The sequence below is a fragment of the Bradyrhizobium sp. P5_C12 genome (assembly GCF_054049735.1).
In genome coordinates this window covers 1-25,258 of the sequence record NZ_JBFULU010000025.1, presented here as the reverse complement: position 1 = coordinate 25,258, position 25,258 = coordinate 1, and the positions used below count along the sequence as shown (strand labels likewise).

Sequence of the window (25,258 nt, the reverse complement as noted above, 5' to 3'; positions counted from 1 at the left end):
CTAGATTCTCAGATCATGCGTGAAATCGTTCTCGACACCGAAACCACCGGCCTCGATCCGCTGCGCGGCGATCGTCTGGTCGAAATCGGCTGCGTCGAGATCTTCAACCGCATGCCGACGGGGCAGAGCTTCCACGTTTACATCAATCCCGAAAGGGACATGCCGGCGGAAGCCTTTGCGGTGCACGGTCTGTCGGCCGAATTTCTGGCGACGAAGCCGCTGTTCCACGAGGTGGTCGACGAATTCATCGAGTTCATCGGCGATGCGCCGCTGGTGATCCACAACGCCTCGTTCGACATCAGCTTCATCAATGCCGAGCTAGACCGCATCAAGCGCGCGGCGATTCCGCGCGAGCGGCTGGTCGACACATTGCTGCTGGCGCGGCGCAAGCATCCCGGCGTGTCCAACCGGCTCGACGATCTCTGCTCGCGCTATGCGATCGACAATTCGCACCGCACCAAGCACGGCGCGCTGCTCGACGCCGAGCTGCTGGCGGAAGTCTATATCGATCTGATCGGGGCCCGGCAGTCGCAACTGATCCTGGCTTCCGACGGCGAGGATAGCCGCGTCAATGCGGCAGGCGATACACCGCGGCGGCAGCGGCTGGTGCCGCTTGCGCCGCGGGTGACAGATGCCGAGCGCGAGGCCCACCGGGCCTTCATTGCAACGCTCGGCGACAAGGCGATCTGGAACGAGTTCCTTCCCGCCCCAGCCGTCAGTCCGGCCGGTTAGGCCTGACCGCTCGGCTGAGCGGCCATTTGCCGCTCCATGTTCTGACGGTAGAGACCGACGAAATCGACCGGATCCAGCATCAGGGGCGGGAACCCGCCGTCGCGAACCGCGGTCGCGATGATCTCGCGGGCGAACGGGAACAACAGCCGCGGGCACTCGATCATGACCAGCGGATGCAGATTCTCCTTCGGCACGTTGGTGATCCGGAACACGCCGGCATAAGCGAGCTCGAACGAGAACATCACCTTGCCCGCGGTCTCGGCCTTGCCTTCGACCGACAGCGTCACCTCGAACTCCTGTTCGCTGAGGTTATTGGCGCTGACGTTGATCTGGATGTTGATCTGGGGCGGCTGGCCCTGTGACTGGAGCGAACTCGGCGCGTTCGGATTTTCGAACGAGAGGTCCTTGGTATATTGCGCCAGCACGTTGAGCTGGGGAGCCTGGGCCGCCTCGGGAGGGGTGCCGTTACCGTTGGTCATGAAAGTCTCTCCTTAACCCGATTTGGGCTGAATTTCGCGGCGGTTGGCTAACATAGGGCCGCCTCATTCCACAAGGACGAACGGTCCCGGATGAGGAATCCGGGCCGCGCCCACAACTGTGACGTTCACCCCGCCTTCCCAACGAAATTGGGCCTTAAACGATTGAAGATGCGCGATTTCCGGTCAGGATCGGGTTTCCCCTTAAGCATAAAACGCGCTACACTTCCCTCTGTGCCAAAAGGCGCCATTGGCCGGGCAAGGTTTCGTGCCTACATCCGACGGACCCGATGCCGGTCTGCGGAGCCGGTCCTAAAATGGTGATGGAGTCTTGCCGTTCCGGTATGGAACGGTCTACTGGCCGGATCGATTTTCCCCGGCAGAACCTCTGAGAAGACCAGAAAGCGGATACCACGTGGACATCTACACCATCATCTTCCTAGCGCTCGCGGTCTTCATTTTCTTGCGGCTGCGCAGCGTGCTGGGGCAGCGCACGGGGAGCGAGCGGCCGCCGTTCGACCGCACCGCCCGCAATGCGCTCCAGGGCGCCCAGGACAAGAATGTCGTGACCATGCCGGGCAAGGTGATCGACCAGGCCCCGCTGGCGCCGACGGCCGAGCCGACGCCGCCTTCCGATCGCTGGAAGGGCCTGACCGAGCCGGGCACGCCGCTGGCGCAGGGCCTCGACGCCATCGTCGAGAAGGACTCCACCTTCGATCCCCGCCACTTCCTGTCCGGCGCCCGCGGCGCCTACGAGATGATCGTGCTGGCGTTTGCCAATGGCGACCGCCGCGCATTGCGCGACCTGTTGTCGTCGGAGGTCTATGAAAGCTTCGACGCCGCGATCAAGGAGCGCGAGAGGAACGAGCAGAAGACGGAGACGCGGTTCGTCTCGATCGACAAGGCCGAGCTCGCCGGCGCCGAGCTGCGCGATCGCAACGCGCAGCTGACCGTGCGCTTCGTGTCGCAGATGATTTCGGCCACCCGCGACAAGGCCGGCAACATCGTCGACGGCAGCGCCGACACGGTCGCCGACATTACCGACGTCTGGACTTTCGCCCGCGACATCACCTCTCGCGATCCGAACTGGAAGCTGGTTGGCACCGGAAGCGCGAATTAAGGCATTCATCAAGACCAGCGCGACGGCGCTTTGCGCAGGTGTCGTCGCGCTGTCGTCGTTTTCGCTCGGCGCCGAAGCGGCGCGGCGTCACTACCGCAGCCACCACCACCATCTTCCACAAGTGGCCGCACTGCCTCCGCGGGCCTTGCCCTATCCCCAGCTCCCCCTGCCGTTCGAAATTCCCGGCGCGCAATATCTGCCGCTGGCCTGGGCGGACGTGAAGGGCTGGAGCGATGACGATCATCTCGCCGCCTACAAGACGTTTCGCGCCAGCTGCCGCTCGATCAATGCGCAGACAGGCGCGGTCGAACCCAAGGCCTTGGGCGCCTCGCTGAGCGAGCCCTGCCGCGTCGTCAAATCGCTCGAGCTCACCGACGACGCCAGGGCCAAAACCTTCTTCGAGGAAAATTTCGCGCCGCTGCGGATCTCGCGGCTCGGCGAGCCCGACGGGTTCGTGACCGGCTATTACGAGCCGGTGCTGGACGGCTCGCGCACCCAGACCGATGTCTACAACGTGCCGGTCTATCGCCGCCCTTCGAACCTGTTCGTGCGCGGCTACAAGCAGGATTCGGTCAGCCTGCCCAACAAGGGTCCGGTCTACCGCAAGATCGGCCGCCGCAAGCTCGTGCCCTATTACGATCGCGGCGAGATCGAGGACGGCAAGATCGCCGGCCGCGGGCTGGAGATCGCCTGGCTGAAAGACCCGACCGATCTGCTGTTCGCCCAGATCCAGGGCTCGGCACGGATCAAGTTCGACGACGGCACCACCCTCCGGCTCAACTACGACGCCTATAACGGCTACCCCTACACGGCGGTGGGGCGCATCCTGATCGAGCGCGGCATCATTCCGAAGGAGGAGATGTCGATGCAGAAGATCAGGGAGTGGATGGCGCAGAACCCTGACGGCGCCAAGGAGCTGCGGCGCCAGAACCGCTCCTACATCTTCTTCCGCGAGGTCAACCTGTCCGACAAGGACGAGGCGGTGGGCGCGCAGGGCATTCCGCTGACGGCCGGCCGCTCGATCGCGGTCGACAAATCGCTGCATGTTTACGGCACGCCGTTCTTCATCGAGGGCGAGCTGCCGATCGATTCCGAACGGTCCAAGACGGCGTTCCATCGCCTGATGATCGCGCAGGACACCGGCTCGGCCATCATTGGACCCGCGCGCGCCGATCTCTATTTCGGCGCCGGCCAGGACGCCGGCCGGGTCTCGGGGCGGCTGCGCCACCCCATGCACTTTGTCATGTTGGTGCCGAAGGGCCTCGATCCCTCGTTGCGCGGCGCGAAGTTGCCGGTGCCGGACCCGCGTCCCTCGGAGAAGATCGCAAAGCTGTTTCCGCAAACCGATCCTGCCAAGGATTCGGGCAAGGATCAGACCAAGCCGGCGGCTCCAGCCGCAGCCGTGGCACAAGGTAAAGGTGAGACAGTCGCCGTTGCCAATCCGGTCCCATTGCCGGTGCCGCGTCCCGTGATAGAGCCCGTTCAGGAACCGCGGCGGCCAGCCAAGAATCGTCCCCATCGGCAGCAATGAAGCGATCGTCCCGTCCGCCCGTGCTGGAGCCTCGTCCCTCGCCGCGCCGCCGTGCGCTGAGCGAGGAGGAGCGCGCGCTGTGGGACCTCGTTGCAAAGCACGTCAAACCGTTGAAGAAGCTTCGCGTGGCAAAGGCGCAAGCTGCGCCGCGCGCCGAGCCTTCGCCAGCGGCGCCAGTCACCAGGCCTCCGCCACCGGCAAGGCCGGTCGCTGCTGCGCCGGCACCGCGCGCGGCAAAGCCGCCCGTGCCACCCTTGGCGCCGCTCGGCAAACGCGAGCGCACAAAACTGTCGCGCGGCCGCAGCGAGATCGAGGCCCGGCTCGATCTGCACGGCATGACCCAGATGCGGGCCCACCGCGCCTTGGCTGGCTTCCTGCAACGCGCCCATCATGACGGCCTGACCTTCGTGCTCGTCATCACCGGCAAGGGCCGCAGCGGCGGCGAGAGCGGCGTCCTGCGCCGCCACGTGCCGGAGTGGCTGAGCCTGCCGGAATTCCGCACCTTCGTCGTCGGCTTCGAGGAGGCCGGCATCGGCCATGGCGGCGAGGGCGCGCTTTACGTCCGCATTCGCCGGGCCAGATTCTAAAACGGCCGCACGATCCCGACGCGCGGGATCAGCGTGATGATCAGGCCGAAGATGTTTGTGTTGCGATCCTCGGCCGGAATCAGCGGCGCTTGCTGTTTGGCCGGCAGCATCTTCACCGCATGCAGGATCAGGAACATGCAGACCGCCCAGTTCGAGATCCAGCGCGAATAGTCGAACACCATCGCGAACATCACGAGATAGGCGAGGCTGACGCCGACCAGCGCTGCGGTCACGAGACGGCGGTGCATGTCGCCGGCGAGCGCGCCGATCAGGCCGGCAAAATAGCGCCACAGCGGCGTGTGCAGCCAGATCAGCAGCGCGAACACGGGCACGCCGAGGATGTTGTGCGGCAGGCGTCCCCAGGTGTCCGAAATCTCCTTCGCCAGCGGCTGATACCAGATGTAGCTGAATTGCAGCAGGTCGGTCCGCGCCGGATCGGCCATCCGGGTCTTCAGATATTGGACGAAATCCGCCTCCGGAATCGGCATCGTTCCCAGGAACTGGGCTGCGAAGAACAAGGCGGAGACGGTGAGCAAGGCGACAACGCCGAACGCGAAATTGGTACGATTGCAGCCGTGCGCCAGGTAGTGCCTGATCACGACGATGGTGATGATCGTGGGGACATACATCAGCAGATGGATGTGATGGATCAGCACCAGAACGATCGAGAACAGCCCGGCTGTCGCCACGAACAGGAGTGAGCCGGCCGGCATCAGCAGCAGGATGATCGCCAGCGCACAGCCATAGATGTCGAAATGGCCGAGCGTGTGCATGAAGTTCTTCAGGAAGAACGGCGAGCCCGCGATGAAGACGAACAGCGGCAGCGTCTTCGCGCTGAAGCCGAACGTCTTCTGAAACAGTTTTGCGTACAGCCCAAGCGTCACCAGCCACGTCGCGCCGCCGAGCGCGAACACCAGCCACACCGGCACCTTCGCCGTGAACAGCCCGACCACCGCCCCGATCAGCGCGCGCTTGATGAAGCCGAAATGATAATCGACGATGAGGTGGATGTAGGGAACGTAAGGCGGCAGCTGGATCTTGTGGACGAACACGCCGGCGATGATCGCGGCATTGATCGCGAGCAGGAGCCGCCAGGGGTTTTTCTGGACGTTAGCGAGCATGTGGCACTCGACGTGCACAAAACTCCGCCGTCGTCCTGGCGAAAGCCGGGACCCATAGCCACGAATGTTCGTTTTGATCCAACGCTGGGGCCGCCATCTTTTCCAACAAGACCCACTCGTGGTTTTGGGTCCCGGCCTTCGCCGGGACGACGGCCAATTGATAGCGCGGGCCTGGCGAATTACAAAATGAACCGGCTCAGATCGGCGTTCTTGGCGAGGTCGCCGACGTGCTTCTGCACGTAGTCGGCGTCGACCCGGATGGTCTCGCCGTTGCGATCGGGGGCGCTGAAGGAGATCTCGTCGAGCACCCGCTCCATCACGGTCTGCAGCCGCCGCGCGCCGATGTTCTCGACCGTCGAATTGACGGCGACCGCGACGTCGGCCAGCGCGTCGATGGCGTCATCGGTGATGTCCAACGTGACGCCCTCGGTCAGCAGCAGCGCGACATATTGCTTGATCAGCGAGGCCTCGGGCTCGGTCAGGATGCGCCGCATGTCGTCGCGGGTCAGCGCCTGCAACTCGACGCGGATCGGCAGGCGGCCCTGCAATTCCGGCAGCAGGTCGGACGGCTTGGCGACATGGAAGGCGCCCGATGCGATGAACAGGATGTGGTCGGTCTTGACCGCGCCGTGCTTGGTCGAGACCGTGGTGCCCTCGATCAGCGGCAGCAGGTCGCGCTGCACGCCCTCGCGGGAGACGTCGCCGCCGACGCGGCCGTCGCGCGCGCAGATCTTGTCGATCTCGTCCAGGAACACGATGCCGTTGTTCTCGACCGCGCTGATCGCCTCCTGGGTCAGCTGCTCGGTGTCCAGCAGCTTGTCGGATTCCTCGTTGACGAGGATCTCGTGCGAGCTCTCCACCGTCAGCCGCCGCGTCTTGCTGCGGCCGCCGAGCTTGCCGAAAATGTCGCCGATCGAGACCGCGCCCATCTGTGCGCCCGGCATGCCCGGGATCTCGAACATCGGAAAGCCGCTGCCGGAAGACTGCGTCTCGATCTCGATTTCCTTTTCGTTCATTTCGCCCGCGCGCAGCTTCTTGCGGAAGGATTCCCGCGTGGCCGCGCTTGAATTGGCGCCGACAAGCGCATCGAGCACGCGCTCCTCGGCGGCGAGCTGGGCGCGCGCCTGCACGTCCTTGCGCTTGCGCTCGCGCACCTGGGCGATCGCGACCTCGACGAGATCGCGCACGATCTGCTCGACGTCGCGGCCGACATAGCCGACCTCGGTGAACTTCGTCGCCTCGACCTTGAGGAACGGCGCATTGGCGAGCTTGGCGAGCCGCCGCGCGATTTCCGTCTTGCCGACGCCGGTCGGGCCGATCATCAGGATGTTCTTCGGCAGCACTTCCTCGCGCAGCGAGCCCTCGAGCTGCTGCCGGCGCCAGCGGTTGCGCAGCGCGATCGAGACCGCGCGCTTGGCATCGGCCTGGCCGACGATGAAACGGTCGAGTTCGGAAACGATTTCGCGGGGAGAGAAGTCTGTCATGGGACCTTAGCTAGGATCAGAGGCCGGCTGTAACAAGCCGCTTTTTTGGCGATCAGATGATCGGCGGACCGGATTGCCAAAGTTTCACGGCCTCGATCGGATGGATCAGCATCAGGATGTTCAGCGTCAGATTGTCGCGAATGTGGAGCGCCATCATGATCTCGAAGGCGAGGCCGATGGCGACGGTCGCCGGGACCGGCAGCAGGCGCGCGGCGAGAAACCCCAGCACCATGGACAGCGTGTCCGAGATCGAATTGACGATGCTGTCGCCGTAATAATCCAGCGAGATCGTGCCGGCGCGGTAGCGCTCGATGATGAACGGCGAGTTCTCGACGATCTCCCAGGCGCCCTCGATCAGCATGGCGATGATCAGCCGGGCCGGCCAGGACAAACTTAGAAAAGACAGGGTCAGGAACGGCAGGCGCGTGAACAGCAGCCAGGTCAGGCCGTAGAACAGGAAGCCGTGAAGCACATGCGAGAAGGTGTACCAATCGGCGATGTGCTGGGAGTTCTCCGAGCTGTTCACCACGCCATGCCAGAATTTAACATAGCCGCAGGTGCAGATCGGCACCCGCCCCATCGCGAACAGGATCGAGGCCTGCAGCGCCAGCAGCAGCAACGCGATGCCGACCCAGGCGAGCGGCGGAAACGCGGCCTTGCTCGCATGCGTGGTTGCCAGCGTCATGGCTCGCGCACCATCAAGAGCGCCGGTCCGTCGGGCGTCTCGACCATGCGGTCGCGGACGAAGCCGGCCTTCTCATAGGCGTGCACGGCGCGCAGGTTGCGCGGGTCCGGATCGGTGACGATGCGCGGCAGGCCGTGCCGCAGCTGCTCGTCGGCAAACGCGCGGATGAACGCCGAGCCGTGACCGCGCGCGATCATGTCGCCCTCCCCGATGAACTGGTCGATCCCACGCGTGCGCTCCGGTTGCGGCCCGAAGCCCGTATTCCAGGCCGTCAGGCTGTAGCATTGAAGATAGCCGAACGGCCGCATCCCGGCCAATACGATGAACTGGTCCATCGCGGGCTCAATGAGGTCGCCGCTCACGAGCGCAAACTGCTCGTCCGGATCGCCCCACCATTCCCGCACATGCGCCTCGCCGAGCCACCGCCGGACCAGCGGCAGGTCGGCCACGGTCATCGGGCGGAAGGTGTAGGCGAGCGCCATGGGCCTAACCGGCCGACAGGGCTTCGATGGTCACGTTGCGGTTGGTGTAGACGCAGATGTCGGCGGCGATGTCGAGCGAGCGGCGGACGATGGTCTCGGCGTCCTTGTCGGTGTCGAGCAGGGCGCGTGCCGCGGCCAGCGCATAGTTGCCGCCGGAGCCGATCGCCATCACCCCGGCCTCGGGCTCCAGCACGTCGCCGGTGCCGGTCAGGACCAGGGAGACGTCCTTGTCGGCCACGATCATCATGGCCTCCAGCCGCCGCAGATAGCGGTCGGTGCGCCAGTCCTTGGCGAGCTCGACCGCGGCCCGGGTCAGTTGCCCCGGATATTGCTCGAGCTTGGATTCCAACCGCTCAAACAGCGTGAAGGCGTCGGCGGTGGCGCCGGCGAAGCCGCCGATGACGTCGCCCTTGCCGAGCTTGCGGACCTTTTTGGCGTTGGACTTGATCACGGTCTGGCCGATCGAGACCTGGCCGTCGCCGCCGACCACCACCTTGCCGCCCTTGCGGACGGTCAAAATCGTGGTGCCGTGCCAGCCCGGCGAGCTGTTCTGGGAATCCTGCATCAAATACCTCGTTGTCCGGCCTGATTTAGGTGGTCGGGGCCCCCGGCACAACGGGCCGCTCCGGCCCCAAATTCGCTCACCATAGACCGAACTGCCGCCCTGTTAGGGCGATCCCGCAGTAGCGAAGGTGTCATTTGGCTGTTAAAAGACCGGCGTTTTCGGCCCGAAGGGGCATGATCCGGAAAAGTGGGCACCGGTTTTCCGAGAAGATCATGCTCAACTAAATGCGAAAGCTTTCAATGCGCACCGCGACGATCAAGCGCAAGACCAAGGAGACCGACATCGAGGTGACCGTGAACCTCGATGGATCCGGCGTGGCCAAAATCGCGACCGGAATCGGCTTTTTCGACCATATGCTCGATCTCCTCGCCCGCCATTCCCGCATCGACCTCACGGTCAAGGCGGTGGGCGATCTGCACATTGATCATCACCACACCACCGAAGACACCGGCATCGCGCTTGGCCAGGCGGTCAAGCAGGCGCTCGGTACCATGGCCGGCATCACCCGCTATGCCGGCGTCCACATGCCCATGGACGAGACGCTGTCGCGCGTCGTGATCGACATCTCGGGCCGCCCGGTCCTGGTGTTCAAGGTCGATTTCCCCCGCGACAAGATCGGCGAGTTCGACACCGAGCTGGTGCGCGAATGGTTCCAGGCCTTCGCCATGAATGCCGGCGTGACTCTCCACGTCGAGACCCTATATGGCGATAACAGCCACCATATCGCCGAGTCCTGCTTCAAGGGTCTGGCGCGGGCGCTGCGGGCGGCGGTCGCGATCGATCCGAAGGCGGCGGGCGAGGTGCCCTCCACCAAGGGCTCGCTCGGCGGCTGACAACTCCCGCCGCCGGCACGCGCCGCTTGCGGTTTCACTGAATTCGAAGAACGGGGCATCGCCATGCCTGTCTATACAGTTCATGCTCCCTCTCCTGCCGGAGCCGACCTGCGTGCGACCGACAAATTCGTGTTCGTGCGCGACGGCTTCCGTTTCTGGGCGATGGTGCTCGGCCCGTTCTGGCTGCTCTGGCATCGGCTCTGGCTGGCGCTGATCGGCTGGGTGGTTTTCCTGGCTGCGTTCGATGCCGGGCTGTCTCGCCTTGGTGTCGGCCGCAGCGCGATCCTCTTCGCCAATATCATCATCGCGCTGCTGATGGGCCTTGAGGCCTCGAGCCTGCGCCGCTGGACGCTGTCGCGCGGCAAGTGGAAGCAGCTCGACATCGTCGTTGCCGACGACGAGGACACCGCCGAGCGCCGCTTCTTCGAGCGCTGGAGCCAGAAGCAGCGCGGCATCGTCAATGACCAATGGGCCGTCGATCGCGGCGGCCCGCCGCCGACCCGCAACGTGCCGGGTCAGCAATTCTCAAATCCGCCGCCGCTGCCGGCGGGCGGCATCATTGGTTTGTTTCCAGAACCGGGAGGGTCACGATGAGCGTCGCCATCATCGATTACGGTTCCGGCAATCTGCATTCCGCCGCCAAGGCGTTCGAGCGCGCCGCGCGCAGCATGGAGAACCCGCAGAAGGTCTTCGTCACCAGCGATCCGGACCAGGCCTACGGCGCTGATCGTCTGGTGCTGCCGGGCGTCGGCGCATTCGCCGATTGCCGGCGAGGGCTAGACGCCGTCAACGGCATGGTCGAGGCGATCACTGAAGCGGTGCGCGTCAAGGCGCGGCCGATGTTCGGCATCTGCGTCGGCATGCAGCTGTTCGCCACCCGCGGCAAGGAGCATGTCATCACACAAGGCCTGAACTGGATCGGCGGCGACGTCGAGAAGATCACGCCACGCGACGAAAGCCTCAAGATCCCGCACATGGGCTGGAATACGCTCGACGTGCTGCGCGAGCATCCGGTGCTGGAGAGGCTGCCGCTCGGCCCCAAGGGCCAGCACGCCTATTTCGTGCACTCCTACCACCTCAACGCCGCCAATGAGGCGGATGTGCTCGCGCGCGCCGATTACGGCGGGCCGGTGACCGCGATCGTCGCGAAGGACACCGCCATCGGCACGCAATTCCACCCCGAGAAGAGCCAGCGCTTCGGCCTCGCCCTGATCTCGAACTTTTTGCGATGGAAGCCGTGATTCTCTTTCCCGCGATCGACCTCAAGAACGGCCAGTGCGTGCGCCTCGAGCAAGGCGACATGGCGCGCGCGACCGTGTTCAACCTCGATCCCGCAGCTCAGGCGCAGAGCTTCGTGACGCAGGGTTTTGAGTATCTCCACGTCGTCGATCTCGACGGTGCCTTTGCCGGCAAGCCGGTGAACGCGCAGGCCGTCGAGGGCATGCTGAAGACGATCAGGATTCCCGTGCAGCTCGGCGGCGGCATTCGCGATCTCGCCACCGTCGAAGCCTGGCTCGAAAAGGGCATCAGCCGCGTCATCATCGGCACCGCCGCGGTGCGCGACCCTGAATTGGTGAAAGCTGCAGCCAAGAAATTCCCCGGCCGCGTTGCGGTCGGGCTGGATGCGCGCGACGGCAAGGTCGCGGTCGAAGGCTGGGCCGAGACCTCGCAGGTGACGGTGCTGGAGATCGCGCAGCGCTTCGAGGATGCCGGCGTTGCCGCCATCATCTTCACCGACATCGCCCGCGACGGCCTGCTCAAGGGCCTGAACCTCGACGCGACCATTGCTTTGGCCGACGCCATCTCCATTCCCGTGATCGCCTCCGGCGGCCTCGCCTCGATCGAGGACGTCAAGGCGATGCTGACGCCGCGGGCGAAAAAGCTCGCCGGCGCCATCGCCGGCCGTGCGCTCTATGATGGCCGTCTCGATCCGACTTCTGCCCTCACCTTGATCCGCAATGCGCGCGCTGCCTAAAGCGCGATGAGATTAAGATGAGTCGTCATCGCGCTTTAGATTTTTGTTTGAGCATGATCTTTTCGGAAAACCGCTTCGCACTTTTCCGGATCATGCTGTAGGAGCCGACACATGTTCAAGGTGCGCGTGATCCCCTGCCTCGATGTCAAGGACGGCCGGGTCGTCAAGGGCGTCAACTTCGTCGACCTGCGCGATGCCGGCGACCCCGTCGAAGCGGCGATCGCCTACGACGCCGCCGGTGCCGACGAGCTCACCTTCCTCGACATCACCGCGACCCACGAGAACCGCGGCATCATGCTCGACGTGGTCCGGCGTACCGCGGAAGCCTGTTTCATGCCGGTGACCGTCGGGGGCGGCGTGCGCAAGGTTGACGATATCAAGACGCTGCTGCGCGCCGGCGCCGACAAGGTCTCGATCAACAGCGCCGCGGTGTCGCGGCGCGAGTTCGTCAAGGAAGCCGCGGAAAAGTTCGGCGAGCAGTGCGTGGTGGTCGCGATCGACGCCAAGCGGGTCAAGCGCCCGGGCGGCGGCGACCGCTGGGAGATCTTTACCCATGGCGGCCGCAACTCGACCGGCATCGACGCCATCGAATATGCCCAGGAAGTGGTCTCGCTCGGGGCTGGTGAAATTTTGCTCACCTCGATGGACCGCGACGGCACCAGGCAGGGTTTCGACATCCCGCTGACCCGGGCGATCGCCGACAGCGTTCCCGTTCCCGTGATCGCCTCGGGCGGCGTCGGCAATCTCGATCATCTCGTCGACGGCATTCGCGACGGCCATGCCACGGCCGTGCTGGCCGCCTCGATCTTCCACTTCGGGGAATTCACCATCCGCGAGGCCAAGGAGCACATGGCCCGGCGCGGACTGGCCATGCGCCTCGATGCCTGACGACTCCCGCTCATAAAAATGCTACATCAGCCGGTGGAGACCGGCGTAACCCGCCGGTCGCGTTTCGAGTATTCTGTATGCCGCGGTTCACGATCCACGATCTGGCCCAGACCATCGACGCCCGCGCGGCGGCCGGTGGCGAAGGCTCCTATACCCGCAAGCTTCTGGACAAGGGTGCCGAGCATTGCGCCAAGAAGTTCGGTGAGGAAGCAGTCGAAACCGTAATCGCAGCAGTCGAAAACGATCGCGATCATCTGATCGCCGAAGGTGCCGACGTGCTCTACCATTTCCTTGTGTTGCTGAAGGCCCGCGGCGTAAAGCTGGAAGAGGTCGAGGCGGCGCTGGAGAAGCGGACCACGATGTCAGGGTTGGAAGAAAAGGCGTCGCGCAAGGGCGGCTAACGGAAAGGTGGCGTCATGGATATCCGCGCACCCGAGCAGCAGTATAATCCATACCGCGTCTATACGCGCGAGCAGTGGTCGCGACTGCGCGACGACACGCCGATGACGCTGGAGCCGGGCGAGTTCGACCGGCTGCGCTCGCTGCATGACCGCCTGGACTTGCAGGAGGTCGAGGACATCTACCTGCCGCTGTCGCGATTGCTGTCGATCTATGTCGATGCGATGCAGCGCCTGTATTACGCCGAGCGCCAGTTCCTCAACATCCGCGACCGCAAGATGCCCTATATCATCGGCGTCGCCGGCTCGGTCGCGGTCGGAAAGTCCACCACGGCCCGCGTGCTCCAGGCGCTGCTGGCGCGCTGGTCGCCGCGCCCGAAGGTCGACCTGATCACGACCGACGGTTTTCTGTATCCGAATGCGGTGCTCGAGCGGCAGGGCATCATGCAGAAGAAGGGCTTTCCGGAAAGCTACGATCTGCCGCTGCTGCTCGGCTTCCTCTCCGACATCAAGGCCGGCCGTCGCCATGTGCGCGCGCCGGTCTATTCGCATCTGACCTACGACATCGTGCCGAGCCAGTGGGTCGAGATCGACCAGCCGGACATCCTGATCGTCGAGGGCGTCAACGTGCTGCAAACCGGCAAATTGCCGCGCGACGGCAAGGCGGTGCCCGTCGTTTCCGACTTCTTCGATTTCTCGGTCTATATCGACGCCGACGAGGCGGCGCTGCGGCAATGGTACATCAGGCGCTTCCTGTCGCTGCGCGACACCGCGTTCACCAATCCCAAATCCTATTTCAACCGCTATGCGCTGCTGTCCGACGAGGAAGCGACCGCGACCGCGATCGCGATCTGGGAGCGCACCAACCTCGCCAATCTCGAGGACAACATCCTGCCGACCCGCCCCCGCGCGACCCTGATCCTGAAGAAGGCCTCCGACCACACTGTGGCGAGCGTGGCGCTGCGAAGGCTGTAGTTGCGAGCCATTTAGTTGGGTCAGGGACCTGTCCGCCGAAGCTGCACGAGCGGACGCTATCGGTCAGGCCAGCCCCGCAGTTCACTGCAGCGTCACTTGCCGACGCTTGCGGTCCAATCCGCAGGCTTGATGCGGCCCACGAAAGTCGCCGCACCAGTGGCGCTTGCCCGGTAGACGAAGGCTTCGCCTTCCTGCACGTCGCCCGCGTCCTTGCCGAAGGCGTCGGCGATGTTCGTCTTGTGCGTGACGAGAAACGTGTTGGCGCCGGCCTTCGGAGACGCATCGACGAGCTGACGTACGGCCAGTCCAGCCTTTGCGTTTGCGCCGGTCGGGTTTGCCATTCCGGATGCGCTGGCGTTGCTGCTGTCCGTCAAAGCATCGACCGGCTTGACCTCGCGGCCTGAGAGTAGCTTGCCGGCCTCGATCGCGCGGTTCAGCCGGCTGGTGTAGACATCGCCGATTGGAATCGCGAGCTCCTTGATCGCCGTCCCGATCTGCCGCGCCGTATCCCTGCCCTTTTCACTGAGTTGACGCTGGACGCTCATGTCGTCGAACTTGAAGGGGTAGACGTCCTTCTGGCTGTCGTCGGTGGCGGTGTGCCGAAAGACCAGGACGTAGCCGCCTTGCTTGAGCGATGAGATCAGCTCCGGCGTATCGCCTGCGGCGTATCCGGAGAACCCGGCGAAAAGAACAACGACTGCGAGGCGGCAAAGCAAGTTCATGCTCGAAATCCTCTATTGCAAATGCCCCCGAGGATGGTGACGCGCAATGCGGTCGATTTCAATTATCGATTGCCGGCCGGGATGAGGTTCCCGTGAAATTGTGGATCAGACTGGCAGATGCCGCGCGGCCGCCAGTCCGGCCAGCGCCTCGTCGAGCTTCTCGCGGTCGAGCGGCTTGATCAGAAATCCGTTCATGCCGGCTTCGAAGCAGGCGTAGCGATCCTCCACCAGCGTATTCGCCGTCAGCGCCAGGATCGGCGTATGGCGGCCGCCGGCGGCGGCCTCATGCGCGCGGATGCGCTTGGTCGCCTCGATGCCGTCGAGCTGCGGCATCTGGATGTCCATCAGCACGAGATCATAGGGCGTGCCGGCCGACGAAGCGGCGAGCCAGGATTCCAGCGCCGCCTCGCCATGGACCGCGATCACGACGCGGTGGCCAAGCTTTGTCAGCAGCGACCGCATCAACAGCGCGTTGATCTCGTTGTCCTCGGCGACCAGGATCGAGAGGCCCTTCGCCGGCGTTCCGCTGGCTGCGGGTTCGGCAGGCTCCGGGGCGAGATCGGGCGAGGCGATTTCCGGCGCCAGCGCCAGGCGTGCGGCGAGCGAGGCCGCGCGCAGTGGCTTCACCAGAAAGCCGGTGAAAGCCGGTGAGAGCTTTTCATGACGCGAGCTCGATGTCAGCAGCACCAGGCGCTGCGTCGCATGTGCGCGGGCCGCTTCGCCCAGGCGGTCGGCGACGCCGGCGCCGAGCGCACGGTCGATCAGCACCGCGTGCCACGAGCGTTCCGGCAGCAGCGCCTCGGCCACGGCGGCATCCGAGACTGTGCAGGTCTGGCCGCCCCAGCGCTCCAGCCTCAGTGCGATCAGCGAGGCCTCGATGCCGTCGGCGATCAGCAGGATCGACTTGCCGGCGAGGTCGGGGCTCGGGAATGCCGTCTGTCCCGCGCCTCCTTGCGATGGCACGAGCGGGATCGCGACCTCGAAGGTCGAGCCCTTGCCCGGCTCGCTCGTGAGCGTGATGCGGCCGCCCATGCGCTTGACGATGCGCTCGCTGATGGCCAGCCCAAGCCCGGTGCCGCCATAGGTGCGCGCGACGCGGTCGTCGGCCTGCTCGAATTCACGGAAGATGCGCGACTGTGCTTCGGGCGCGATCCCGATGCCGGTATCGCGCACCAGAAAACTGATCTCGTTCGGCCAGATCCCGGGCTCGACGATCAGCGCGACGCCGCCGCTCGCGGTGAATTTGATGGCGTTGCCGGCAAGGTTGAGCAGCACCTGGCGCAGCCGCGCGGCGTCGCCGACGACTTCCAGCGGCAGGCGTTCGTCGACATAGGCGGCGATCTCGAGAGTCTTGGCCTGCGCGCGCGGCGCCAGCAGCTCGGTGATTTCCTCGATCAGCGTCGAGAGCGCGAAGGGGCGCTGGTCGAGATCGAGCTTGCCGGCCTCGATCTTGGAATAGTCGAGCAGTTCCTCGATCAGCGCCATCAGCGCTTCGCCCGAAGTTTTCACCGCCCTGGCATAGGTCGTCTGCTCCGGCGTCAGCGTGGTGTCGAGCAGCAGTCCGCCCATGCCGATGATGCCGTTGAGGGGGGTGCGGATCTCGTGCGAGGCCATCGCGAGGAAGCGCGATTTGGCGCGGTTGGCGGCGTTGGCCTGGTCGCGCGCCTCCGACAGCGCCCGCTCGGTCTCGGTGCGGTCGGTGACGTCGCGCCCGACGCTCTGCAATTCGGCCGGCTGGCCGGCATCGAGCCGCACAAAGCCCTCGCGCCAGGCGATCCAGCGCCCGCCGACCGGCGTCGCAATCTTCTGGTCATGGATGCGCGTGCCGTTGCTCTCGCGTGCGCTCTCGCCCTGCTCCAGCACGTCGAAATCAAAGCGCGTGCCGACCAGCGCGCCGCGTGGCTGTCCTGCCAGCGCGCAATAGGCATCGTTGGCGAAGGTGATGCGGCCCTGATGGTCGCGCAGCACGATCAAATCGCCTTGCGACTCGAACAGGCTGCGGGCGCGCTCTTCGGCTTCCTTCAGCTCCCAATTGCGGTCGATCAGCGCTTCATTGTGGGCCGCCAGCGTGCGCAGCCGCTTGTTGACGAAGCGCAGCCGCATGCTCAGCGTCGCCAGGCCAAGGCAGGCGAGCGCGAACAGGAAGCTTGCGCCGATCGCGAATGCATTGGGGTCGTAACCGGAATTCTCGGACCGGCTGCCGGCGATGAATCCGAAGGCGCCGCCGAACGTCGCCGAGAAGATGATGAACGAGCGGATGGCGAAGGCGATCTTGGGATAGCGGCGCCTGAAGCGGCGCATGCGCACCTTGATCCGGAACGTCCGACCCATCGCCACCGACCCTTACCCGAAACCCTGTGAGCGCCCGCTGCGACGATGTGCCTATCGACCTTGCGAACAGTTTGAGGTTTTGGCGCCGCCTCCAAACAGGGTTGACGAGGTGTTAACGGCTCACAGCGAAGCGGCCTGGAGGTGGCGCTGGCCGCCGCGGGCGCCGACGATCAGGGCCGCAGCATCGCGCTGCGAGAAGGTCTTCGAGCGCACATAGATGCGGTAATCCGCAGGTCCCTCGGTGGAGAGATAGATCACCGGACCGCCATCGACGGGCTGCGCGGCAATCGTGACAAGGCGTGTCGACGGATTGGCCTGGCAGGAGTCCGGCTCCGAACCGAGGCCGTCGTCCACCACCGCAAAGTCCGCGGCGTCGGCATCGTCGGTGATCTGGACCCGCACCGTGGCCCGTGCCGGATCTTCGGTGAAGGCGACATGCACGCCGGCGGTCCAGAACAGCGACGTGAGCTCGACCGAGGTCTCGCCCAGCGCGATGCAGGGATGCGAGACCGATCCGATCTCTGCGCGGGCGAACACCGCGGCCGCCAACAGGGGAACAACCGAGGCCAGGATCTTGAAACGCAACATGACACGCTACTCGCCGGGCCCGAGGGAACTCGTGGCGGGGACTTGTGGGCCTTATGGTTTGCAGAGCGTAAAGGAAACTCGTTACCGCCGGGTTGATGCGCGGAAGGATCAGACCAACTGCCGCACATCCTCCGCGAGTGCGCGGTAGGACAGCGCTTCGGCGAGATGCAGCCGGCCGATCTTGTCGGCACCGTCGAGGTCGGCGAGCGTGCGCGCCACCCGCAGCACGCGGTGATAGCCGCGTGCCGACAGCCGCATGGTCTCGGCCGCATCGCGCAGCAGTTTTTGCCCCTGCGCGTCGGGCTTGGCGATCTCCTCCAGCACCGAGGCAGGGGCCTCGGCATTGGTGCGGACGTTGGGCATGCCCGCATCCGCGTAGCGCGCAAGCTGGATGTCGCGCGCCGCCGCGACGCGCGCGGCGACCTCGGCCGAGCCTTCCGCCGGCGGCGGCAGGATCAAATCCGCCGCGGTCACCGCAGGCACCTCGATGCGCAGATCGATGCGGTCCATCAACGGGCCGGAGATGCGCGCCTGGTAATCGCCGGTGCAGCGGTCGATGCGGCCGCGCTTGCAGGCATAGCCCGGCTCGAACGCATTGCCGCAACGGCACGGATTCATCGCGGCGACCAGCATGAAGCGCGCCGGATAGGTGACGCGGTGATTGGCGCGGGAGACCGAGACCTCGCCGTTCTCCAGCGGCTGGCGCAGCGAATCCAGCACGCGCGGATCGAATTCGGGCAGCTCGTCGAGGAACAGCACGCCCTGATGCGCGAGCGAGATTTCGCCGGGCTTGGCCCGCATGCCGCCGCCGGTGAGCGCGGCCATGCTGGCGGAATGATGCGGCGAGCGGAACGGTCGCCGCGCCGTCAACGCGCCGCCTTCGATTTCGCCGGCAACGGACGCGATCATCGAGACTTCCAACAATTCGCCCGGCGACAGCGGCGGCAGGATCGAGGGCAGCCGCGCCGCCAGCATCGACTTGCCCGCGCCGGGCGCGCCGATCATCAGCAGATGATGGCCGCCGGCGGCTGCGATCTCCAGCGCCCGCTTGGCGCTCTCCTGGCCCTTGATGTCGCGCAGGTCGAGCGGCGAGGCGGCGGCTTCATGCACCTTGGGCGAGGGCCGCGACAACACCTGCGTGCCCTTGAAATGGTTGGCGATCTGGATCAGCGAACGTGCCGCAACGATCTGGATGTCCGGGCTCGCCCACGCGGCTTCCGAGCCGCACGCCGCCGGGCAGATCAATCCTTCCTCGCGCACATTGGCGCCGATCGCGGCGGGAAGAACGCCGGCAACGGGCGCGATCGAGCCGTCGAGGCCGAGCTCGCCGAGCACCGTGAAGCCCGTCAGCGCATCCGGCGGAATAGCCCCGATCGCCGCCATCAGCCCGAGCGCGATCGGCAGGTCGTAATGGCTGCCTTCCTTCGGGACGTCGGCCGGCGCCAGATTGACGATGATCCGCCGCGCCGGCAGCGCCAGGCCTGATGCGATCAGCGCCGAGCGGACCCGCTCGCGCGCCTCGGACACCGCCTTGTCGGGCAGGCCGACGATGGCAAAGGCCGGCAGGCCCGGCGCAACCTGCACCTGCACGTCGACCGCGCGGGCCTCGATCCCCTCAAAGGCGACGGTAGAAACCCGCTGAACCATGCCCGAACCAGCCCTGCCTCTCGCACAATCGAGGGTAGCAGAGCATGGCGGCCTTCGCAAGAACAATACGGGAACATCAGCGGCGGCCCGGCAAACCCTAACCACTCGTAAACGCGGTGCCGACACTACGCCTCGAATGCGAACGGCCCCGCTCAGCACATCCCAACGAATGTTCGCTATTGCTAGGGGTGCGGGATGGGCCGTGGTCTAACGGGTGAACAATTCAAATGCTTGCAAATCGCCGGAGAACCGAACGTCGGGTGTGCAGCCGGCTCGCCAAGATTCATTTTGGTGCGGGCTCGCTGCCACGGGACTGCACGATCACGGATATCTCGGACGGGGGCGTGAAAGTGGTGGCGGAATTTCTGGAAGTGCCGCCGCAATTCACCATCATCTTCGCGCCGGATTATTCCCGCCAATGCCGCCTGCGCTGGCGCATCGGCTGCGAATTCGGTGCCGAATTCACCGATTGAGACGCGGGCAACCGCGTCCTTAACGGGACTTTAGCGTTAATCGGTAAGCATCCCTGATCAGTCGCCGAGTGATCAGAGTATGTCCAAGCGTTCGTCCCTTGCCTCTCCCCCGGCGAGATTGCTGCTTCCCGCGCTCCTGGTGCTTGTCCTCGGCGGTTGCCAGACCATGAGCCTGGACGACGTGACCGGCGCGCTCGGCGGCAAGTCCGAACCGGCGGCCAAGGCGGATCCGAAGCCGGACATGGACGCATTGCGCGAGCGCTATCGCGCCAGGCCGAGCGATCCCAACGTCGCGCTCGAATACGGCAAGGCGCTGCGCGAGACCGGCCAGCGTGCGCAGGCGGTCGCGGTGCTGGAACAGGCCGTGCTCGCCCATTCCAGCAACAAGGCGCTGCTCGCCGGCTATGGCCGAGCGCTCGCCGACAGCGGCAATTTCCAGCAGGCATTCGACGTGCTGAGCCGCGCGCACACGCCGGAGGATCCCGACTGGCACATCCTGTCGGCGCAGGGCGCGGCGCTCGACCAGCTCGGCCGCAACGAGGAAGCGCAGCAATACTACGCCGCCGCGCTCAAGATCGTGCCCGACGAGCCGCAGGTGCTGTCCAATCTCGGCCTGTCCTACATGCTCCAGAACAATCTGCCCCGGGCCGAGGAGACGCTGCGCCGCGCGCATGAACGCAACCCTGCCGCTGCGCGCGTCCGGGCCAATCTGGCCCTCGTGCTGGGACTGCAAGGAAAGCTGGCCGAGGCCGAGACCATCGTGAAGGCCGATCTGCCGCCGGCCGAGGCCGCGGCGAAGGTGACGGCGCTACGCCAATTGCTGGCGAAGCAGCAGCAGCGGGCGGAGAAATAACCCGCCGCCGGTCTGCGCCTACGACGCCTTGCGATGCGGGGCGGAGCCGCGTCCCGTCCTGCCCTTCAGCTTCTTCAACAGCGGTCCGAACAGCGAGCGCTTCGGCTTCTTCACCTCGCCGCGTCCGGCGAGGCGGTTCGCCATGTTCTGGAACAGCCCGGTGGTGCGGTGGCTCTTCGAGACCTCGGCGATCATCTGGCCGTTGTTGGCCGCGGTGGAGAACAGCTTCGAATCGAACGGGATCACCGCGAGTGGCGGGCTTTCCATCGTCTTGACGAACGCCTTGACCTCGATCTCCGCCCGCTTGTGCATGCCGACCTGGTTGATGCAGTAGAGCGGCGGACGGTCGTTCGGCCGCGCCGCCTTCAGCACGTTGAGCATGTTCTTGGTGTTGCGCAAGTTCGCGAGATCGGGCTCGGCCACGATCACGATGTCGTCGGCATTGACCAGCGCGCGCCGCGTCCATCCCGACCATTGATGGGGGACGTCGAGCACGATGCAGGGTGTGGTCATGCGCAGGGTGTCGAACACGGCGTCGAATGCTTCGGCGCCGAAATCGTAGACACGGTCAAGGGTGGCAGGCGCAGCAAGGAGGCTGAGGCGCTCGGTGCATTTGGCGAGCAGGCGCTCCATCAGCGCCGTATCCGGCCGGTCCTGCGACAGCACCGCGTTGGCGATGCCCTGCACCGGATCCTGGTTGTAGTCGAGGCTCGCGGTGCCGAAGGCGAGATCGAGATCGATCACGACGGAATCGAGCGCGAGGTCGCGCGCGATGGTCCAGGCCACGTTGTGCGCGACCGTGGAGGCGCCGACGCCGCCCTTGGCGCCGACCACGGCGATGACGCGGCCGGTGATGATGGCTTCGGACGCCGAGAACAGGCTGCAGATCGAGCGCACCACGTCGATGGTCTCGACCGGCCCGATCACGTAGTCGTTGACGCCGCGGCGCACCAGCTCGCGATAGGGCGCGGTGTCATTGGGATTGCCGATCACGACGACGCGGGTGCCGGGATCGCAGACGCCGGCGAGGTCGTCGAGGCCCTCGAGGATGTCGCGGGTGCCGTCGGATTCGATCACGATGACGTTCGGCGTCGGCATCGTGTCATAGACTTCGATCGCCGCGGCGAGGCCGCCGCTCTTGGCGGTGAGATGCGCCTTGGCGAGCCGGCGGTCCTGCCCCGCCGCGGTCACCGCGGCGAGCGTCTGCTCGGTCTCGCAAAAGGCCTGCACCGAGATGCGAGGAACCGGCGCAATGTGTTCCTCGGGGTGCTGCGGATCGTCCGCTTCTTCGTCGTGGACGCTTGTCATTTGCCGGTGTCGCTGAGTTTGGCCTTGTCGGCTTCGGGTGAGGGGGTCGCGATCGGCGTGCCCTTGCGATAGCGCTCGAAGGCGATGTCGCGCCGTGCGGTATAGGCCGGCGTCTCGGCGCGCGGCTGCTCGAGGTCGGCGGGATTGTCGATCATGGCCGCGAGGTTGCGCTGGCTGGCGCAGCCCAGATTGAAATACGGCCGGTTCTCGTTGTAGCCGGGGTCGAGAATGGATGGGCCGATGTCTTCCGGCCACAGCCCGCAGGGCCCGGCGACCGCGGCGATCCTGGAATAGCTCAGCCGGATGGTGGGCAGCAGCGCGGCATCCTCGGGCCGGTAGGGATGCTGGACGATGGCGCGCGACGGCACGCCGCCGGCCGCGAGCACGGAGCGGATTTCGTGATAGGTCGCCGCCGCGGCTCTGGAATTCGCGGTGTCGATCGGCACGTCGACGATGACGGAGCCGGTGCCTTCGCTCACCCAGTCCCGGGCAATGCCGGAGACGTCCGAGTGCTGCGCGGCCGAGAGGCCGCCGCGGGCCTTGCCGACGAAGATCACGATCGACCGCTTGGCTTCCTGCACCGCGATCGGGTGACGCTGGCGATAGTCGGTCGGCACCGTCTGGGTGACGATCTCGCCGGTGGTGTTGCACGCGCCGAGCATGACGGAGAGCCCCGTCAGCGCAAGCGCGAGACGCAGGTTGCGACGTCGATCGGCCATGGTCTTCGTCATCGCTTCATCCCCCTCTAGCCCCTTGCCCCGTTCCCCAAGCCGTCCGTCGGTCTCAGTCGATGATGAAGCCGAAATCGCCGCGGGCGCCGTCGATCGGATCGACGCGGCGCGCGATGCCATAGAGGCGGTTCATGCGGCCGAGCAGCGCCGTCTGCGCATCCGAGGCCGGCGCAAAGCCGTCGTCGGGCCGCGACAAGTCCTTCTGGGCGACCGCGCGCACCACATAGGGCGTCACGATCACCATCAGTTCGGTCTCGTTGTTGACGAAGTCCTGGCTGCGGAACAGCGCGCCGATGATCGGCACCTGGTCGACGCCGGGCAGGCCGTTGATCGCCTGCTTGGTCTGCTGCTGGATCAGGCCGGCCATCGCCATCGAGCCGCCGGAGGGAATCTCGAGCGTGGTCTCGGCGCGGCGGGTCTGGATCGAGGGGATGGTGATCGAGCTGGTCTGGCCCGCGGACACCGCCTGCGTCACGGAGATGGCGTTCTGATTCGACAGCTCCGAGACTTCGGTCATCACGCGCAGGCTGATGCGTCCCTCGCTCAACACGACCGGCGTGAAGTTCAGGGAGATGCCGAACTTCTTGTAGGTGATCTGGGTGGTACAGACGTGGGTGACCGGATCGCAGGAATAGCCCGCAGGGATCGGGAATTCGCCGCCGGCGATGAAGGTGGCGGACTCGCCGGAGATCGCCGTCAGGCTCGGCTCGGCCAGCGTCCGCATCACGCCGGCGCTTTCCATCGCGCGCATCGTGGCGTTGACGGTGGCCACGCCTTTTGCGAGCCCGGTAATACCGAGCCCGTTGCTGCTGACGAGCGGGCCGCCGGAGACCGAGAACGGGTTGGAATTGTTGAAGTTCACGACCGCGGTGCCGGCGTTCAGGCTGGCGCTGAGATCGACGCCCAATTGCTTGACGATGTCGCGGCGCACTTCGCCGACGACGACCTTGAGCATCACCTGGTCGCGGCCGCGCACAACGATGTTGTTGACCACCTTCTCGGAGCCGCCGACCAGCTTTGCGGCGACGTCGCCGGCCTGCTGCGCCTCGACCGGGCTCGACACCGAGCCGGTCAGCATCACGCTGTCGCCGACGCCTTCAATTTGCACGCCCGGCAGCGACTGACGCAGTGCCGTGCGCATGCCGTTGAGGTCGCGCTTCACCGCGATGTCGTAAGCGGCGACCTGCTGGCCGTCGGCGGTGAAGAACACGACATTGGTCTGGCCGACCTGGCCGCCGATGATATAGGCGCGCTGCGCCGAGCGGATCACCGCATTGGCGATCTTGGGATCGGCCACCAGCACGTCCTTGACCTCGCGCGGCAGGTCGATGACGACGGACTTGCCGACGCCGAGCGACAGCGAACGCGTCCTCGCCGGCGCGATGCTGGCGACCGGCGCCACGCCGAGATCGGGCGCCTGGATCGGCGCCTGGTCGCCGACCGGCGCATCCGCAGCCTTCGCCAGGTCTGGCGCTGCGACCAGCCCCAGCATCAGCATCACCCCCGCCCGGAACGTGCGCGCGCCATTCCCCCGAATGCGCAGCGCCGTCCGATAGTCCCCATGTCTCATCTTGGGTATCCCCATCACTTCTGTGACGTTAGTTGCCGCGCCGGGACGCCGTAGCGGATCACGTTGACGCCGCCGGGACGCTTGACTGTCTGGTCTTCGGAGCTGTCGTCCGACGCCTTGGCATCGACGATGCTCCGCAATGCGAGCTGCAGCGTGCCGCCCTGGCGCGCGGCTGCGAGGGTCGCCACCTGGTCCGGCCGGAGCTCGAGCGTGACGGTCTTGCCGAGGACGGCGTTCTGGCCGTCCTTTTCCTTCGGCGCCTGGTCGATCGCCAGCACGCGGATGTTGCTCAGGATGGCCTCGGACACGATGAGGTCGTTGCCGCCGGTGGCGCCATCGGGATTCTTCAAACGGCGCGTCAGGATGATGTCGACGCGGTCGTTCGGCAGGATGAAGCCGCCGGCGCCGGTCTCGGCGGAAATTTCGGTGGAGATGGCCCGCATGCCGGTCGGCAGGATCGCGGCCATGAAGCCGGAGCCATCGGCCCTGACCAGCTTCTGCTCGCGGATCGGCTCGCCCTGCATCAACGGCACGCGCGCGATCGAGCCGGCGATCTGGGTCTGCGCTTCCGGCCGGCTGTCGCGGCGGATGAAGGCGCTGCTCGCGGTCGTCGCGGGCCAGGACTGCCATTGCAGGTCCTCGGGCTTCACGGCCTGGCCGAGCTGGATGTCGTTTTTCGCGACGAGAACCTCGACCGTCGGCAGCTTCTCGGCGACGGGAAGGGCAGGCGTGGGCTTGTTGTCATAGCCGCTCGCCAGATAAGCGGCGACGCCGCCGGCGCCCAGCGCGATGACGAGAACGACAATGCGTGCGGTATTCATACGCCTCTACTCTTACGCGGGACACGCGAACCGCACCTGGCGGGTTCCCCGGTCTCGATGAGTAGGGAGTAAAAGTATAAGGGGTGTTGCGAGGCCGAATGTGATCGCCGGTCACGATGCGAGTTCTGGCCGGATGGTGAATGCCCCGTTATTCGGCAGGCCAGCGGCCCCCGTAGATTCACGCACCGCGGCTCATGCGTTCGCACGAGGCGCGCGGCGTCATGGTGAACGGGTGGTTAGTGATGTTCGGGCTTGAAGCCGCATCGTCTTGGCCGCGGTGAGACAGAAACAATTGGCAACATCATCGGTGTCGTCCCGGCGAAGGCCGGGACCCATACCGCGTGATCTCTCGAGTGTAGAAG

Annotated in this window: 27 protein-coding genes; 13 read left to right on the top strand and 14 right to left on the bottom strand. The window is 65.6% G+C overall.

The features are described 5' to 3' along the window. Positions 1-15 precede the first annotated feature (15 nt). Positions 16-732 carry a DNA polymerase III subunit epsilon gene (dnaQ, locus tag ACXJMY_RS22115; protein WP_456621466.1) on the top strand — a complete coding sequence of 239 codons (717 nt, stop codon included), beginning with the start codon at positions 16-18 and terminating at the stop codon, positions 730-732. Here dnaQ and secB read toward each other — a convergent pair. Next, positions 729-1,211 (bottom strand): protein-export chaperone SecB, encoded by a 483-nt coding sequence (gene secB, locus ACXJMY_RS22110; RefSeq protein WP_456621465.1) that lies wholly within the window; start codon positions 1,209-1,211, stop codon positions 729-731. The two genes, dnaQ and secB, sit on opposite strands and share 4 nt — an antisense overlap. Before the next feature lie 412 nt (positions 1,212-1,623). Here secB and ACXJMY_RS22105 point away from each other — a divergent pair, with 412 nt between their 5' ends. The 3 genes from ACXJMY_RS22105 to ACXJMY_RS22095 are packed head-to-tail and all read left to right on the top strand — an operon-like array spanning position 1,624 to position 4,446. Next, positions 1,624-2,328, top strand: a complete 705-nt coding sequence (locus ACXJMY_RS22105; protein WP_456621464.1) for a Tim44/TimA family putative adaptor protein — start codon at positions 1,624-1,626, stop codon at positions 2,326-2,328. After that, entirely contained in the window at positions 2,306-3,859 is a 1,554-nt protein-coding gene (mltA, locus tag ACXJMY_RS22100) for a murein transglycosylase A (RefSeq protein WP_456621463.1), read from the top strand. Before ACXJMY_RS22105 ends, mltA begins: the two co-directional genes overlap by 23 nt. Continuing rightward, the gene (locus ACXJMY_RS22095; protein ID WP_456621462.1) at positions 3,856-4,446 is read left to right on the top strand and encodes a Smr/MutS family protein; all 591 of its coding nucleotides are present in this window, start codon (positions 3,856-3,858) and stop codon (positions 4,444-4,446) included. The genes mltA and ACXJMY_RS22095 overlap by 4 nt, the downstream gene beginning before the upstream one ends. On the opposite strand, the gene ACXJMY_RS22090 is transcribed toward ACXJMY_RS22095, so the two are convergent. The 5 genes from ACXJMY_RS22090 to hslV form a co-directional block, all read right to left on the bottom strand. After that, positions 4,443-5,567 (bottom strand): hypothetical protein, encoded by a 1,125-nt coding sequence (locus ACXJMY_RS22090; RefSeq protein ID WP_456621461.1) that lies wholly within the window; start codon positions 5,565-5,567, stop codon positions 4,443-4,445. The two genes, ACXJMY_RS22095 and ACXJMY_RS22090, sit on opposite strands and share 4 nt — an antisense overlap. Positions 5,568-5,746: 179 nt before the next feature. Next, a complete protein-coding gene (gene hslU / locus ACXJMY_RS22085; protein WP_456621460.1) occupies positions 5,747-7,051 on the bottom strand; it encodes an ATP-dependent protease ATPase subunit HslU in 1,305 nt (434 codons plus the stop codon). A gap of 52 nt (positions 7,052-7,103) precedes the next feature. Next, entirely contained in the window at positions 7,104-7,736 is a 633-nt protein-coding gene (locus tag ACXJMY_RS22080; RefSeq protein ID WP_456621459.1) for a DUF2585 domain-containing protein, read from the bottom strand. After that, complete coding sequence (locus ACXJMY_RS22075; protein WP_456621458.1) at positions 7,733-8,218, bottom strand: GNAT family N-acetyltransferase; 486 nt, start codon at positions 8,216-8,218, stop codon at positions 7,733-7,735. Before ACXJMY_RS22075 ends, ACXJMY_RS22080 begins: the two co-directional genes overlap by 4 nt. A 4-nt stretch (positions 8,219-8,222) precedes the next feature. Next, complete coding sequence (hslV, locus tag ACXJMY_RS22070) at positions 8,223-8,783, bottom strand: ATP-dependent protease subunit HslV (protein WP_456621457.1); 561 nt, start codon at positions 8,781-8,783, stop codon at positions 8,223-8,225. A gap of 239 nt (positions 8,784-9,022) precedes the next feature. Between hslV and hisB the strand changes: the two genes are divergently transcribed. The 7 genes from hisB (at position 9,023) to coaA (ending at position 13,852) form a co-directional block, all read left to right on the top strand. Next, positions 9,023-9,616, top strand: coding sequence for an imidazoleglycerol-phosphate dehydratase HisB (hisB, locus tag ACXJMY_RS22065; protein WP_456621532.1), 594 nt, complete (start codon positions 9,023-9,025; stop codon positions 9,614-9,616). A 63-nt stretch (positions 9,617-9,679) separates the two neighbouring features. After that, positions 9,680-10,210 carry a DUF2628 domain-containing protein gene (locus ACXJMY_RS22060; RefSeq protein ID WP_456621456.1) on the top strand — a complete coding sequence of 177 codons (531 nt, stop codon included), beginning with the start codon at positions 9,680-9,682 and terminating at the stop codon, positions 10,208-10,210. Then, positions 10,207-10,857, top strand: coding sequence for an imidazole glycerol phosphate synthase subunit HisH (gene hisH, locus ACXJMY_RS22055; RefSeq protein WP_279660170.1), 651 nt, complete (start codon positions 10,207-10,209; stop codon positions 10,855-10,857). Before ACXJMY_RS22060 ends, hisH begins: the two co-directional genes overlap by 4 nt. After that, a complete protein-coding gene (gene hisA, locus ACXJMY_RS22050; RefSeq protein WP_456621455.1) occupies positions 10,845-11,591 on the top strand; it encodes a 1-(5-phosphoribosyl)-5-[(5-phosphoribosylamino)methylideneamino]imidazole-4-carboxamide isomerase in 747 nt (248 codons plus the stop codon). Before hisH ends, hisA begins: the two co-directional genes overlap by 13 nt. Before the next feature lie 111 nt (positions 11,592-11,702). Beyond that, positions 11,703-12,479, top strand: coding sequence for an imidazole glycerol phosphate synthase subunit HisF (gene hisF / locus ACXJMY_RS22045; protein WP_456621454.1), 777 nt, complete (start codon positions 11,703-11,705; stop codon positions 12,477-12,479). Between the two features lie 77 nt (positions 12,480-12,556). Continuing rightward, positions 12,557-12,880 (top strand): phosphoribosyl-ATP diphosphatase, encoded by a 324-nt coding sequence (locus ACXJMY_RS22040; RefSeq protein WP_456621453.1) that lies wholly within the window; start codon positions 12,557-12,559, stop codon positions 12,878-12,880. A 15-nt stretch (positions 12,881-12,895) separates the two neighbouring features. Next, positions 12,896-13,852, top strand: coding sequence for a type I pantothenate kinase (coaA, locus tag ACXJMY_RS22035; RefSeq protein WP_456621452.1), 957 nt, complete (start codon positions 12,896-12,898; stop codon positions 13,850-13,852). A 92-nt stretch (positions 13,853-13,944) separates the two neighbouring features. Here the strand turns inward: coaA and ACXJMY_RS22030 are convergent, their stop codons facing one another. From ACXJMY_RS22030 to ACXJMY_RS22015, 4 genes are all read right to left on the bottom strand, one after another. Next, positions 13,945-14,574: a histidine phosphatase family protein gene (locus tag ACXJMY_RS22030; RefSeq protein ID WP_456621451.1), complete on the bottom strand. Its 630-nt coding sequence runs from the start codon at positions 14,572-14,574 to the stop codon at positions 13,945-13,947. A gap of 105 nt (positions 14,575-14,679) precedes the next feature. Beyond that, positions 14,680-16,905 (bottom strand): ATP-binding protein, encoded by a 2,226-nt coding sequence (locus ACXJMY_RS22025; RefSeq protein ID WP_456621450.1) that lies wholly within the window; start codon positions 16,903-16,905, stop codon positions 14,680-14,682. Positions 16,906-17,025: 120 nt separating this feature from the next. After that, positions 17,026-17,493, bottom strand: a complete 468-nt coding sequence (locus ACXJMY_RS22020) for a hypothetical protein (protein ID WP_456621449.1) — start codon at positions 17,491-17,493, stop codon at positions 17,026-17,028. 108 nt (positions 17,494-17,601) lie between these two features. Beyond that, positions 17,602-19,140, bottom strand: a complete 1,539-nt coding sequence (locus ACXJMY_RS22015) for a YifB family Mg chelatase-like AAA ATPase (RefSeq protein ID WP_456621448.1) — start codon at positions 19,138-19,140, stop codon at positions 17,602-17,604. Between the two features lie 227 nt (positions 19,141-19,367). On the opposite strand from ACXJMY_RS22015, the gene ACXJMY_RS22010 reads away from it, so the two are divergent. Both ACXJMY_RS22010 and ACXJMY_RS22005 read left to right on the top strand, forming a co-directional pair. Further along, positions 19,368-19,613 carry a PilZ domain-containing protein gene (locus ACXJMY_RS22010; protein ID WP_456621447.1) on the top strand — a complete coding sequence of 82 codons (246 nt, stop codon included), beginning with the start codon at positions 19,368-19,370 and terminating at the stop codon, positions 19,611-19,613. 79 nt (positions 19,614-19,692) lie between these two features. Continuing rightward, entirely contained in the window at positions 19,693-20,466 is a 774-nt protein-coding gene (locus tag ACXJMY_RS22005; RefSeq protein WP_456621446.1) for a tetratricopeptide repeat protein, read from the top strand. An 18-nt stretch (positions 20,467-20,484) separates the two neighbouring features. On the opposite strand, the gene ACXJMY_RS22000 is transcribed toward ACXJMY_RS22005, so the two are convergent. Genes ACXJMY_RS22000 through cpaB form a run of 4 tightly spaced genes read right to left on the bottom strand, consistent with a single transcriptional unit; the run spans position 20,485 to position 24,896 of the window. Continuing rightward, positions 20,485-21,774, bottom strand: a complete 1,290-nt coding sequence (locus ACXJMY_RS22000) for an AAA family ATPase (protein ID WP_456621445.1) — start codon at positions 21,772-21,774, stop codon at positions 20,485-20,487. After that, positions 21,771-22,505: a CpaD family pilus assembly protein gene (locus tag ACXJMY_RS21995; RefSeq protein WP_456621444.1), complete on the bottom strand. Its 735-nt coding sequence runs from the start codon at positions 22,503-22,505 to the stop codon at positions 21,771-21,773. Before ACXJMY_RS21995 ends, ACXJMY_RS22000 begins: the two co-directional genes overlap by 4 nt. A gap of 52 nt (positions 22,506-22,557) precedes the next feature. Further along, positions 22,558-24,075, bottom strand: a complete 1,518-nt coding sequence (locus ACXJMY_RS21990) for a type II and III secretion system protein family protein (RefSeq protein ID WP_456621443.1) — start codon at positions 24,073-24,075, stop codon at positions 22,558-22,560. 14 nt (positions 24,076-24,089) lie between these two features. Next, positions 24,090-24,896 carry a Flp pilus assembly protein CpaB gene (cpaB, locus tag ACXJMY_RS21985; RefSeq protein WP_456621442.1) on the bottom strand — a complete coding sequence of 269 codons (807 nt, stop codon included), beginning with the start codon at positions 24,894-24,896 and terminating at the stop codon, positions 24,090-24,092. Positions 24,897-25,258: the final 362 nt, after the last annotated feature.

Excerpts from the sequence above, each read along its gene's own strand:
- dnaQ (WP_456621466.1), top strand. The coding sequence starts at position 16 with ATGCGTGAAATCGTTCTCGACACCGAAACCACCGGCCTCGATCCGCTG.
- secB (WP_456621465.1), bottom strand. The coding sequence starts at position 1,211 with ATGACCAACGGTAACGGCACCCCTCCCGAGGCGGCCCAGGCTCCCCAG.
- ACXJMY_RS22095 (WP_456621462.1), top strand. The coding sequence starts at position 3,856 with ATGAAGCGATCGTCCCGTCCGCCCGTGCTGGAGCCTCGTCCCTCGCCG.
- ACXJMY_RS22090 (WP_456621461.1), bottom strand. The coding sequence starts at position 5,567 with ATGCTCGCTAACGTCCAGAAAAACCCCTGGCGGCTCCTGCTCGCGATC.
- hslU (WP_456621460.1), bottom strand. The coding sequence starts at position 7,051 with ATGACAGACTTCTCTCCCCGCGAAATCGTTTCCGAACTCGACCGTTTC.
- ACXJMY_RS22080 (WP_456621459.1), bottom strand. The coding sequence starts at position 7,736 with ATGACGCTGGCAACCACGCATGCGAGCAAGGCCGCGTTTCCGCCGCTC.
- ACXJMY_RS22075 (WP_456621458.1), bottom strand. The coding sequence starts at position 8,218 with ATGGCGCTCGCCTACACCTTCCGCCCGATGACCGTGGCCGACCTGCCG.
- hslV (WP_456621457.1), bottom strand. The coding sequence starts at position 8,783 with ATGCAGGATTCCCAGAACAGCTCGCCGGGCTGGCACGGCACCACGATT.
- hisB (WP_456621532.1), top strand. The coding sequence starts at position 9,023 with ATGCGCACCGCGACGATCAAGCGCAAGACCAAGGAGACCGACATCGAG.
- ACXJMY_RS22060 (WP_456621456.1), top strand. The coding sequence starts at position 9,680 with ATGCCTGTCTATACAGTTCATGCTCCCTCTCCTGCCGGAGCCGACCTG.
- hisH (WP_279660170.1), top strand. The coding sequence starts at position 10,207 with ATGAGCGTCGCCATCATCGATTACGGTTCCGGCAATCTGCATTCCGCC.
- hisA (WP_456621455.1), top strand. The coding sequence starts at position 10,845 with ATGGAAGCCGTGATTCTCTTTCCCGCGATCGACCTCAAGAACGGCCAG.
- hisF (WP_456621454.1), top strand. The coding sequence starts at position 11,703 with ATGTTCAAGGTGCGCGTGATCCCCTGCCTCGATGTCAAGGACGGCCGG.
- ACXJMY_RS22040 (WP_456621453.1), top strand. The coding sequence starts at position 12,557 with ATGCCGCGGTTCACGATCCACGATCTGGCCCAGACCATCGACGCCCGC.
- coaA (WP_456621452.1), top strand. The coding sequence starts at position 12,896 with ATGGATATCCGCGCACCCGAGCAGCAGTATAATCCATACCGCGTCTAT.
- ACXJMY_RS22030 (WP_456621451.1), bottom strand. The coding sequence starts at position 14,574 with ATGAACTTGCTTTGCCGCCTCGCAGTCGTTGTTCTTTTCGCCGGGTTC.
- ACXJMY_RS22025 (WP_456621450.1), bottom strand. The coding sequence starts at position 16,905 with ATGGGTCGGACGTTCCGGATCAAGGTGCGCATGCGCCGCTTCAGGCGC.
- ACXJMY_RS22020 (WP_456621449.1), bottom strand. The coding sequence starts at position 17,493 with ATGTTGCGTTTCAAGATCCTGGCCTCGGTTGTTCCCCTGTTGGCGGCC.
- ACXJMY_RS22015 (WP_456621448.1), bottom strand. The coding sequence starts at position 19,140 with ATGGTTCAGCGGGTTTCTACCGTCGCCTTTGAGGGGATCGAGGCCCGC.
- ACXJMY_RS22010 (WP_456621447.1), top strand. The coding sequence starts at position 19,368 with ATGCTTGCAAATCGCCGGAGAACCGAACGTCGGGTGTGCAGCCGGCTC.
- ACXJMY_RS22005 (WP_456621446.1), top strand. The coding sequence starts at position 19,693 with ATGTCCAAGCGTTCGTCCCTTGCCTCTCCCCCGGCGAGATTGCTGCTT.
- ACXJMY_RS22000 (WP_456621445.1), bottom strand. The coding sequence starts at position 21,774 with ATGACAAGCGTCCACGACGAAGAAGCGGACGATCCGCAGCACCCCGAG.
- ACXJMY_RS21995 (WP_456621444.1), bottom strand. The coding sequence starts at position 22,505 with ATGACGAAGACCATGGCCGATCGACGTCGCAACCTGCGTCTCGCGCTT.
- ACXJMY_RS21990 (WP_456621443.1), bottom strand. The coding sequence starts at position 24,075 with ATGAGACATGGGGACTATCGGACGGCGCTGCGCATTCGGGGGAATGGC.
- cpaB (WP_456621442.1), bottom strand. The coding sequence starts at position 24,896 with ATGAATACCGCACGCATTGTCGTTCTCGTCATCGCGCTGGGCGCCGGC.